General features: G+C 67.5%; 9 protein-coding genes and 2 rRNA genes. 9 read left to right on the top strand and 2 right to left on the bottom strand.

From position 1 onward, the window contains the following. Positions 1-93: 93 nt before the first annotated feature. Both IRZ18_06155 and rrf read left to right on the top strand, forming a co-directional pair. A 23S ribosomal RNA gene (locus IRZ18_06155) occupies positions 94-3,069 on the top strand. Between the two features lie 113 nt (positions 3,070-3,182). Continuing rightward, positions 3,183-3,299 (top strand): 5S ribosomal RNA (gene rrf / locus IRZ18_06150). Positions 3,300-3,411: 112 nt separating this feature from the next. Here the strand turns inward: rrf and IRZ18_06145 are convergent. Beyond that, the gene (locus tag IRZ18_06145) at positions 3,412-4,212 is read right to left on the bottom strand and encodes a nucleotidyltransferase domain-containing protein (protein MBX5476689.1); all 801 of its coding nucleotides are present in this window, start codon (positions 4,210-4,212) and stop codon (positions 3,412-3,414) included. 116 nt (positions 4,213-4,328) lie between these two features. Between IRZ18_06145 and IRZ18_06140 the strand changes: the two genes are divergently transcribed. The 6 genes from IRZ18_06140 (at position 4,329) to rsmI (ending at position 8,671) form a co-directional block, all read left to right on the top strand. Beyond that, positions 4,329-4,841 (top strand): GNAT family N-acetyltransferase, encoded by a 513-nt coding sequence (locus tag IRZ18_06140; GenBank protein MBX5476688.1) that lies wholly within the window; start codon positions 4,329-4,331, stop codon positions 4,839-4,841. Positions 4,842-4,943: 102 nt separating this feature from the next. Continuing rightward, positions 4,944-5,846, top strand: coding sequence for an arginase (gene rocF / locus IRZ18_06135; GenBank protein ID MBX5476687.1), 903 nt, complete (start codon positions 4,944-4,946; stop codon positions 5,844-5,846). Positions 5,847-5,890: 44 nt separating this feature from the next. Beyond that, the gene (gene tmk, locus IRZ18_06130) at positions 5,891-6,514 is read left to right on the top strand and encodes a dTMP kinase (GenBank protein ID MBX5476686.1); all 624 of its coding nucleotides are present in this window, start codon (positions 5,891-5,893) and stop codon (positions 6,512-6,514) included. After that, positions 6,511-6,840: a cyclic-di-AMP receptor gene (locus tag IRZ18_06125; protein MBX5476685.1), complete on the top strand. Its 330-nt coding sequence runs from the start codon at positions 6,511-6,513 to the stop codon at positions 6,838-6,840. The genes tmk and IRZ18_06125 overlap by 4 nt, the downstream gene beginning before the upstream one ends. Continuing rightward, entirely contained in the window at positions 6,837-7,823 is a 987-nt protein-coding gene (holB, locus tag IRZ18_06120; protein MBX5476684.1) for a DNA polymerase III subunit delta', read from the top strand. The genes IRZ18_06125 and holB overlap by 4 nt, the downstream gene beginning before the upstream one ends. After that, positions 7,817-8,671 carry a 16S rRNA (cytidine(1402)-2'-O)-methyltransferase gene (rsmI, locus tag IRZ18_06115; protein ID MBX5476683.1) on the top strand — a complete coding sequence of 285 codons (855 nt, stop codon included), beginning with the start codon at positions 7,817-7,819 and terminating at the stop codon, positions 8,669-8,671. The genes holB and rsmI overlap by 7 nt, the downstream gene beginning before the upstream one ends. 39 nt (positions 8,672-8,710) lie before the next feature. Here the strand turns inward: rsmI and IRZ18_06110 are convergent, their stop codons facing one another. Next, positions 8,711-8,977, bottom strand: a complete 267-nt coding sequence (locus IRZ18_06110; protein ID MBX5476682.1) for an AbrB/MazE/SpoVT family DNA-binding domain-containing protein — start codon at positions 8,975-8,977, stop codon at positions 8,711-8,713. A 540-nt stretch (positions 8,978-9,517) separates the two neighbouring features. Between IRZ18_06110 and metG the strand changes: the two genes are divergently transcribed. Beyond that, a partial coding sequence (gene metG / locus IRZ18_06105) for a methionine--tRNA ligase (GenBank protein MBX5476681.1) occupies positions 9,518-11,076 on the top strand: 1,559 nt, incomplete at its 3' end.

Here is an 11,076-nt window from a genome sequence, read left to right as displayed (position 1 = left end):
GCGAAGGGGAACCGGCGTAGCCGATCTCCTTGTGCCGGGGTTTGTGGACGTCCGTGACGTTCACGGGCCGAAGGCGCGAGGGAGAAGGTAGCTGGTCAAGCTAGAAAGGGCGCACGGTGGATGCCTTGGCGCTAAGAGCCGAAGAAGGACGTGGCAAGCTGCGAAAAGCCTCGGGGAGCCGCAAACAGGCGTCGATCCGGGGATGTCCGAATGGGGGAACCCGGCGGGTGGGAACACCCGTCACCCGTGCCTGAATCCATAGGGCACGAGGAGGCCAGCAGGGGAACTGAAACATCTCAGTACCCTGAGGAAAAGAAATCAACCGAGATTCCCTTAGTAGTGGCGAGCGAACGGGGAAGAGCCCAAACCGGCGGCGTGGAAGCCCGCAAGCGTTGCGTCGCCGGGGTTGTGGGACTGTCCGGAAGCTGTTGCGGCAGCTTCGGGTTGGGACACGGATCTAGCCGAAAGGTCTGGGAAGGCCTGCCGGAGAGGGTAAGAGCCCCGTAGGCGAAAGGTTCGTGGCCGGCCTGGGACAGGATCCCGAGTACCACGGGACACGAGGAATCCCGTGGGAAGCTGGGAGGCCCACCTTCCAAGGCTAAACACTCTTAGCGACCGATAGCGCAGAGTACCGTGAGGGAACGGTGAAAAGCACCCCTGGCGGGGAGTGAAAGAGAACCTGAAACCGTGTGCCTACAAGCAGTCCGAGGCCTATGGGGCGCAAGCCCAAGGGGCTGAGGGCGTGCCTATTGAAGAATGAGCCGGCGAGTTACGCTCTACGGCGAGGTTAAGGGCCTAAGGTCCGGAGCCGAAGGGAAACCGAGTCTGAACAGGGCGCGAAGTCGTAGGGCGTAGACCCGAAACCGGGTGACCTACCCATGGCCAGGGTGAAGCGGCTGTAAGAGGTCGTGGAGGCCCGAACCACGTTGGTGTTGAAAAACCATGGGATGAGCTGTGGGTAGCGGAGAAATTCCAATCGAACCCGGAGATAGCTGGTTCTCCCCGAAATAGCTTTAGGGCTAGCCTCACGAGGTAGCAGGCGGAGGTAGAGCACTGATTGGGCTAGGGGCCTCACCGGTTACCGAACCCATTCAAACTCCGAATGCCGCCTGTGGAATCGTGGGAGTCAGACGGCGGGGGATAAGCTTCGTCGTCAAGAGGGAAACAGCCCAGACCGCCAGCTAAGGTCCCCAAGTCTCCGCTAAGTGGGAAAGGATGTGGAGGCGCTAAGACAACCAGGATGTTGGCTTAGAAGCAGCCATCATTCAAAGAGTGCGTAATAGCTCACTGGTCGAGTGCCTCTGCGCCGAAAATGTAACGGGGCTGAAGCGGAGCACCGAAGCTGCGGACTCGCAAGAGTGGTAGGGGAGCGTTCCGTACAGCAGCGAAGGTCGACCGACGAGGACGGCTGGAGCGTACGGAAGTGCGAATGCCGGCATGAGTAACGAAAAGACAGGTGAGAATCCTGTCCGCCGAAAGCCTAAGGTTTCCTGAGGAAGGTTCGTCCGCTCAGGGTTAGTCGGGGCCTAAGGCGAGGCCGAAAGGCGTAGCCGATGGACAACAGGTGGAGATTCCTGTACCACCTTCCGTCCGTTTGAGCGAAGGAGTGACGCAGGAAGGTAGGCACCGCGGACCGTTGGTCGTGTCCGTCCAAGCCACCGAGGGGGCCGGATAGGCAAATCCGTCCGGCCGTATCCCGAGGGGTGATGGGGAGGGAATGGAGTACCGAACGGGCCGATCCTACACTGCCAAGAAAAGCTTCTAGCGAGGACGGGGGTGCCCGTACCGCAAACCGACACAGGTAGGCGAGGCGAGAAGCCTAAGGCGCGCGGGAGAACCCCTGCTAAGGAACTCGGCAAAATGACCCCGTAACTTCGGGAGAAGGGGTGCCCCGGTAGGGTGAAGAGCCCGAGGGGGCCGCAGAGAATAGGCCCAAGCGACTGTTTACCAAAAACACAGGTCTCTGCGAAGCCGAAAGGCGACGTATAGGGGCTGACACCTGCCCGGTGCTGGAAGGTTAAGGGGAGAGGTTAGGCGCAAGCCGAAGCTTCGAACCGAAGCCCCAGTGAACGGCGGCCGTAACTATAACGGTCCTAAGGTAGCGAAATTCCTTGTCGGGTAAGTTCCGACCCGCACGAAAGGTGTAACGACTTGGGCGCTGTCTCGGCAGGGGACCCGGTGAAATTGTAGGACCAGTGAAGATGCTGGTTACCCGCGACTGGACGGAAAGACCCCGTGGAGCTTTACTGCAGCCTGGCATTGGATCTGGGTCAGACATGTAGAGGATAGGTGGGAGGCTTGGAAGCTGGGGCGCCAGCCTCGGTGGAGCCGCCGGTGGAATACCACCCTTGTCTGGCTAAGGTTCTAACCCCAGCCCGTGAACCGGGTGGGGGACCGTGTCAGGTGGGCAGTTTGACTGGGGCGGTCGCCTCCTAAACGGTAACGGAGGCGCCCAAAGGTTCCCTCAGCACGGTTGGACATCGTGCGTGGAGTGCAAAGGCACAAGGGAGCTTGACTGCGAGAGAGACATCTCGAGCAGGGACGAAAGTCGGGCTTAGTGATCCCGCGGTACCTGGTGGCAGGGCCGTTGCTCAACGGATAAAAGCTACCCCGGGGATAACAGGCTGATCTCCCCCAAGAGTCCACATCGACGGGGAGGTTTGGCACCTCGATGTCGGCTCATCGCATCCTGGGGCTGGAGCAGGTCCCAAGGGTTCGGCTGTTCGCCGATTAAAGCGGTACGTGAGCTGGGTTCAGAACGTCGTGAGACAGTTCGGTCCCTATCCATCGCGGGCGCAGGAGACTTGAGGGAAGTCTTCCCTAGTACGAGAGGACCGGGAAGGACGGACCGCTGGTGTACCAGCTGTCGTGCCCACGGCACCGCTGGGTAGCCATGTCCGGCTGGGATAAGCGCTGAAAGCATCTAAGCGCGAAGCCCCCCCCAAGATGAGGTCTCCCACTCGGTCAACGAGGTAAGACCCCTGGAAGAACACCAGGTTGATCGGCCGGAGGTGTAAGACGGGCAACCGTCTCAGCTGACCGGTACGAATCGGTCGAGGGCTTGACCGCTTTCCTTCTCTCGCGCTCACGCCCGTGACCGTCACGGGCTGCTGCGAATCCCACCCACTGTGCGGCTGTCAGGGTGCAAACGCCGCTTTGCGGCATGTGCACCGCTCCAGGTTTTCGGTGGCCATGGCGGAGGGGTCCCACCCGTTCCCATTCCGAACACGGCCGTTAAGCCCTCCAGCGCCGATGGTACTGCGCGGGCGACCGCGTGGGAGAGTAGGACGCCGCCGAAATCTCTTTCAAGAAAGCCGGTTCCCCATACGGGAACCGGCTTTCCGTATTGCTCGTCTCAAGCGCGCGTCGAGCACCGCGTGCGCGACATCGCTCATGCGTTCGCGAGCAGTTTCATCCCGCGTGTGCCGGTTCGCCTGGCGATGCGCCGCCGAAGCCGCCGAACGCACGGAAGAGGGTGCCGTCGCGCAGCTGGGGGCGAAGGTCGGGCAGGCCGAGCCACTCCAGCGGGTTCCCCTGCGCAAGCGCCGCCCGAAGCTGTTCCACGGTGCCGGCGGCGAGGCGCATCGCGTGCCGGTGCACCTCCTCCATGGATGCGGGACGGTGGCCGAGACACACGAGCAGGTCGTCCGCGCTGTGGGCTGCCACGTTCGGAAACGCGAGGGCGAGGCGCCATGCGTGGAGCGGGCTTTCGGCCACGACGGGCGGGTTCAGGGGCGCGACGAGCGCCGGCCAGCGCTCGGCCAACCCGCGGGCAGCCGTGCGCAGGGCGAGTTCGTCGCCGCGCAGGCGAGCGTTCATGACCTTGCCGGCACATTCGAGAAAGTCTTCCAGCTCTCCCGGCCCCGCCGGATGGCGCAACTCGGTGAGGCCGGCCAGGTCCGGGTCCGCGGCCCAGAGCACGCGGACGGCCTGCCGGGCCGGCAGGCCCAGACTCCACTTGGCGGGTCGCCGCTGGGATTCGAGAAGCCTGCGCTTGGTCGTCAGGTCGATCGACACGTGCAGCGGGCGACCGTCTTCCTCCGGCCAGAAAGCGATGTAGTCGATGCGCCGCGGCCGCCGCAGGACGGCGGTCATGTCGACGTCGCTGTACGGGCCGGCGTCGCCGCGGGCGTGGCTGCCGGCCAGCAGGATCGCGAGGATGTCCGGATACGACGCTCTCAAGCGATCGACAACGGCCTGCAGACGGGACACCTGGGGCCATCCTCCATTCACGCGGCACGGGGCGCGGCGGCCTCACTATATCATTGGAGGCGATCGATAAGGTGGACTCCGTGGAGCGCCGGTTGCGGCGATGAGGTGAGCGGCGAATGACGAACCCGAGCGATCACGAAGCAGAGATCCGCGTCGCCCCGCCGGAGGTGGCTTCGGACCGCGAGTGGCTGCGCAAGCTCTGGCGCGATGAGTGGGGCGGCGAGGTCATGGTCACCAAGGGCCGCGTGCATCACGTGGACGACGCGCACGCGCTGGTCGCCTGGCGCGGAGGTGAGCGGGCCGGCGCGGCGGCGTTCCGCGTCGACGCCGACGGGTGCGAACTCCTCAGCCTCAACGCGATCGTGCCGGGCCGGGGTGTCGGCTCGGCGCTGCTGCGGCACGTGGAGCAGGCCGCGCGCGCGGCAGGGGCGAAGCGCGTCTGGCTGATCACGTCGAACGACAACCTGAACGCGCTGCGGTTCTACCAGCGGCAGGGATACCGCCTCGTGGCCGTATATCCCGGCGCCATCGACGAGGCGCGCAAGCTGAAGCCGGCGATCCCGCTCGTCGGGGACGACGGCATCCCCGTCCGTGACGAGATCGAACTGGAGAAGGCGCTCGACGCGTGAGCCGCTCAGGCACGTGAGCGGCCGTTTTCCCGGCGCCTGGCCGATTCCTCCGGCGCTTTCCCGCCATCGGGTATGATGGAGACCGGAGGTGCCGTCCCGTCCATGGCCGACAAGCCCATCGACATCATCGGCGTGCCGCTCGACCTCGGCGCGAGCCGCCGCGGCACCGACATGGGTCCGAGCGCCATCCGGTACGCGCGGCTGAGCGAGAGCATCGCCGGGCTCGTGCCCGCGGTGCGGGATCTGGGAAACATCGAGGTGCCGGTGCCGGAGACGCGGCAGGCCGGCCCGTCGATCAAGTTCCTTGATGAGATCGCCGCCGCCTGTGAAGAACTCGCGCGCCGCGTGGCGGACTCGCTGCGTTCGGGACACCTGCCCCTCGTCCTGGGCGGCGACCACAGCATCGCCATGGGGACCATCGCGGGTCACGCGATCGCGGGTTCGGAGATCGGCGTCGTCTGGATCGACGCCCACGCGGACTTCAACACGCCGGAAACCTCTCCAAGTGGCAACATCCACGGCATGCCGCTCGCCGCGTCCACCGGCCGCGGCCATCCAAGGCTGGTCGACATCGGTCGGCCCGGCCCCAAGGTGCGCGACGAGCACGTGGTCATCGTCGGGGCGCGCAGCATCGATCCGTTGGAGCGCGAGCTGCTGCGGGCGTCGACGGTGACGGTGTTCACGATGAAGGACATCGACGAGCGCGGCTTCGCGAACGTGATGCGTCGCGCCATCGAGATCGCGTCGGGCGGAGGACGGCTGGGCTTGCACGTGTCGTTCGACCTCGACGTCCTCGATCCGCACATCGCGCCCGGCGTGGGCACGCCGGTGCCGGGCGGCATCACGTACCGCGAGGCGCACCTCGCCCTTGAGCTCGTGGCCGAGTCCGGCCTGGCGCGCTCGCTGGAGTTCGTCGAGGTGAACCCGATCCTCGACCTCGGCAACCGGACGGCCCAGACCGCTGTGGAGCTGATCCAGTCCGCGTTGGGGAAGCGGATCCTTTGACGGTGTCGAACGGGACGGGCCCGGCCGTGGAAGGGCGCGACGGAATGGGCCGCCTCATCACGTTCGAGGGCGGCGAACGTTCCGGGAAGACCACCCAGGCGCGCATTCTGTGCCAGCGCTTGCAGGAGCGCGGCGTCGACGCGGTGTTCCTGCGGGAGCCCGGCAGCACGCCGTTGGGCGAAGCGCTGCGAACCATCCTGCTTTCGGGCGAATACGATGTGTCTCCACGGGCGGAAGCGCTGCTCATGGCCGCGGCCCGCGCGCAGATGGTGGACGCGGCCCTGCTGCCGGCCCTGCGGTCGGGGAAGTGGGTCGTCTGCGACCGTTACGCCGATTCGAGCCTCGCGTACCAGGGCGGCGGGCTGGAGTTGGGCCTTGAGGCGATCCGCCGCCTGAACGACTGGGCCGTCGCCGGCAGGTGGCCGGACCTCACGTTTCTCTTCGACGTCGACCCCGCCCTCGCGCGCGCGCGGCGCAAGGGCGACGCGGACCGCATCGAGCGCCGGGACGCAAGGTTTCACGAGCGCGTGCGCGAAGCCTATCTCAAGCTTGCGGAAGAGGAGCCGGAGCGGTTCGTCGTGATCGACGCCTCTCTTCCGCAAGAGGTCGTCGCCGACCGGGTCTGGACCGCAGTCACGCGACTCATCGAAGGGAGGACGCCGGCATGAAGATGGTGGTCGCCGTGATCCAGGACAAGGACGCCGTCAAGCTGATGGAGACGCTCGTCGCCGAGGGTCACCGCGCGACGAAGCTGGCCAGCACGGGTGGATTCCTGCGGGAGGGCAACACCACGTTCCTGATCGGCTGCGCCGACGAGGAAGTGGAGAGCGTGCTGCGCGTCATCCGCGAGGTCTGCCGGGCGCGGGAGCAGCTCGTCACGCCGCTGTCTTCGGCTGCCGGCGCGACCGACTCGTACGTGCCGTTCCCCGTGGAGGTCACGGTGGGCGGCGCGACCGTGTTCGTGCTGAACGTGGAGCGTTTCGAGAAGGTATGATGCCGGCTCCGGGCGCGGGAGCGGCCGGCCTGGCGCCCGGCTTGGCCGGCCGGCTGTTGGAACGGGACCTGCGCAGCGGGCGCGTGGCCCACGGGTACGCGTTTTACGGCGAGCCGGGCCTGGGACAGGACGCGGCGGCCCAGGCCTGGGCGGCCGCGCTCCTGTGTCCGGAGGGCGGTTGCGGCGCGTGCCGCGACTGCGCCATGGCAAGGGAGCGCCTGCACCCCGACCTTCTCTGGGTGAAGCCGGAGGGCTCGTCGCTGCGCATCGCGCAGGTGGCGGACGCGTGCTCGTTCGTGGCGCGGCGGCCGTTCCAGGCTTCCCGGCGCGTCGTCGTGATCGAAGGCGCGGAGCGCCTCACGGAAGAGGCCGGCAACCGGCTGTTGAAAGAACTGGAGGAACCGCCGGCCGGAGCCGTGTTCGTTCTCCTGGCGAGCCGCCCGGAGGCCATCCTGCCGACGATCCGGTCGCGTTGCCGCCCCGTTCCGTTCCGGCCGTGGCCGGCGGCGGATGTGGTGGCCAGTCTGGTGGCCGAGGGCGTGGAGGAGCGGCTGGCCCGCCGGGCGGCGGCGCTTTCGGGCGGCAACCCCGGCCGCGCGCGGGCGTACGTGCAGGATCCCGAGTGGCGGGCGGCCGCGGATGGGGTGTTGGAGGTCCTCGCGGACGGGCTCGGCGCCGGGCCGGTCGCCGCGACGCAGTGGGCGGAGCGGCTCAAGGAGTGGCACGGGCGGGGTTTCGCCGTCCTTGAGTGGATGGAACTGGCGCTGCGCGACGCCTTCGCGGCGCGCACGGGCGGCCGGCTCGCGTGGTGCGACGCGGCGGCGGCCGAGGCGGTCGCCGCGGCGGTGCCGCCGCACGCGCACGACGCGGCGCGCGAGGCGCTCGCGGAAGCCCGGGCGGCCCTGCAGGCGAACGTGAACGCCGTGCTGACCTTCGAGGTTCTCCTGGTCCGGCTGGCGAGGGCGGGGCGGGCGGCATCGTGAACGGGCGGCTGGTGCTGGTGGCGACGCCCATCGGCCACCTCGGCGATATGACGATTCGCGCCCTCGAAACGCTGCGGTCCGCGGACGCGATCTACGCCGAGGACACCCGCCACACGCTGAAGCTCCTTCGCCACTATGACATCCGCGTGCCCCTCTTCTCCTGCCACGAACACAACGAGCGGTCGCGCGCGGACGAAGTCGTGGAGCGCGTGCGCTCAGGGGAGACGGTCGCGCTGGTCAGCGACGCCGGCACTCCGGCTGTCTCGGACCCGGGCCAGCGCATCGTCGAGGCTGTGGCCGGCGCGGGCCTCCCCGTCACGATCTGTCCGGGGCCGAGCGCGGTGCTGGCGGCGCTGGCGCTCAGCGGCTTTCCCCCCGTGCCCTTCGCGTTTCTCGGCTTTCCACCGCGGAAGGCGGCGGAACGGCGGGCGCTGCTGCGCGACTGGCGGCCGCGCGGCGCGACGCTCGTGCTGTTCGAGTCGCCGCTGCGGCTCGCGGCGCTGCTGCGCGACATCGCGGAGGTGTTCGGCGGTGGGCACGCCGTCGCGGTGGCGCGAGAGCTGACAAAAATCCACGAGGAAATCATGCGGGGGACGGCGGCGGAACTCCACGCCCGCTGCCAGGCCGAACCGGTGCGCGGCGAGTGTACGGTCGTGGTGGCGCCCGCTCCCGCAGAAGAGGCTCCGGGGGAGGCGGGCGACGCATGGCGTGCCGAGCTCGCCCGGATGCTTCAACAGGGGGTGCCGCCCGCGAAGGCGGCGGCCGCCGTGGCGAAGGCCCATGGGTTGAAACGGTCCGATGTCTACCGGCACGCCTTAAGCAGTCGCGACAGCCCCGAAGAACGATGAACCGGCCGCGAGGCGGCCGGTTCCGAATGCACTGCCGCGTCAGACGGCGCTCGACAGGCGGGCGGAACGAGCCAGCTGGTCGATGCAGTCCTGGCAGATGTTCTTGTTGCGGAAGACCTGCACGTTCTGCGCGCTGCCGCAGAACACGCACGCCGGCTCGTACTTGCGCAGGATGATCTTGTCCCCGTCCACGTAAATCTCCAGCGAGTCCTTGTCTCCGATGTCGAGGGTGCGGCGAAGTTCGATGGGGATCACCACGCGGCCGAGGTCGTCGACGCGGCGGACGATCCCTGTGGACTTGATCATGCGAATCGCCCCTTCCCACGATTAAGGGCCGTTCTCGGCTAATCCTACCAGCGGCCGGCAAAAAAAGTCAAAGGCCTTTCGGCGACAATCTTTCGCGCATTGGCGCCGGTTTTTGGGGGTCGTCGCCTCACTCGGTTGCCGTTTCTTCGACGATGGACCCAGCCCTCGGGTTCCCCTTTTTTCTGGAAAACCTGTCTGGCAACGGCGCAGGCATTTGACAGCCCTGTGGGCTCCCCTTAAAATTGGGGCCACTTCAGGGAACGACCAACGCGAGGATGGAGCGGCGCCTGCGAGCGCACCCGCAGCGAGCCGGGACGGTGGAAGCCGGCGGCAGCGGCGCAGGTGGGCATGGCTCCGGAGTGCGCGGGCGAATCCGGGCAGGCGCTGGCCTGGGAGTAGCCGCGCCGGTGGCTCCGTTATCGCCGCGGTGCGGAGCACCGCATGAGCTCGCCGGCGCAAGCCGGCGGGGAAAAAGGGTGGTACCACGAGGCGGCCTCGTCCCTTTCGGGACGCGGCCGCTTTCCTTTGAGGAGGGGTAGCATGAAGACACCGTTTTACATGACGGCCGCGATCGACTACACGAACGGCGATCCCCACTTCGGCCACGCGTATGAGAAGGTGACGGGCGACGTGATCGCGCGGTATCAGCGCCTCCGCGGCAGGGACGTGTTCTACGTGGTGGGCGCCGACGAGCACAGCTTCAACGTCGCGCGCGCGGCGCGGGAGGCCGGGCTCGAGCCCAAGGAATACTGTGACCGGATGGCGGCCGTGTTCCGCGACACGTGGGACCTTCTTCACATTTCGTACACCGAGTTCATGCAGACGAGCGACCCTCGCCACGAGCGCGCCGTGCAGATCCTGGTGCAGCGCATCTACGACAACGGCTACGTGTACAAGTCGACGTATCGCGGGCTGTACTGCCGCTCGTGCGAGGCCTTCTACACGGAGAAAGACCTCGTCGACGGGAAATGCCCTTGGCACGAGAGCCCCGTCGAGACGGTCGAGGAGCCCAACTACTTCTTCAAGCTGTCCGCGTTCGGAGAGCGCCTGCAGCGGCACATCGAGCAGAACCCGGGCTTCATCGAGCCGGAGAGCCGGCGCAACGAGATCCTGCGGCTCCTGGAAGGCGGCCTTGAGGACATCAGCATTTCGCGCGCCAACCAGACGTGGGGCGTGCCGGTCCCGTGGGACGAGAGCCAGGTCGTCTACGTGTGGTTCGACGCGCTGATCACGTATCTCTCCGGCGCCGGCTTCGGCTGGGACGAGGAGCGGTTCAAGCGGTACTGGCCGGCCCAACTGCACCTCATCGGAAAGGACATCACGCGCTTTCACTGCGTGATCTGGCCCGCCATGCTCTGGGCCGCCGGGCTGCCGCTGCCCGAGAAGGTCTTCGCGCACGGCTTCTGGTACTGCAACGGGCAGCGGTTCTCGAAGTCGCTGGGCAACGTCATCGACCCGCGGGACCTGGTCGAGCGGTACGGGCTCGACGCGGCGCGCTACTACCTCGTGGCGGAGGCGCCTTTCGGCCTGGACGGGAACTACACGGACGAGTCGATCCTGAAGCGGACGAACTCCGATCTTGCGAACGATCTGGGCAACCTCCTCAGCCGCACCACCGCGATGATCGAGCGCTACACCGGCGGCCTCGTGCCGGAGCCGGAAGCGTCGGTCTCCGAGGAGCTGCGCTCCCTGGCGGACGAAGTGGCACGCGAGTACGCCGCGGCGATGGACGAACTGCGCCTGCACGACGCCGTCGCGCACGTGTTCCGCCTCGTCCGGCGGGCGAACAAGTTCACCGACGAGCGCGCGCCGTGGGAGCTGGCGCGCGACCCGGCGCGGCGCCGGGAGCTGGAGGGCACGCTGTACGCCCTTGCGGAGACCCTTCGCGTGGCCGGCCTGTTGCTGTCGCCGGTGCTGGTGAAGGCATCCGTCGAACTGTTCCGGCAACTCGGGCTTCCCGAAGAGGCGGTGCGCGGCGCCACGTGGGAGGACGTCGCCTGGGGCGGCCTGAAGCCGGGGACGCGCGTGCAGCGCGGCGCGCCGCTGTTCCCGCGGCTCGACCCGGCCGAGGTTCCGCCGCTCGTCCCGGCGCGCGCCGA

It is taken from the genome of Clostridia bacterium (genome assembly GCA_019683875.1).
Lineage (GTDB): Bacteria > Bacillota > Sulfobacillia > RBS10-35 > Bu92 > Bu92.
This window is presented reverse-complemented; position numbering and strand designations above follow the sequence as displayed.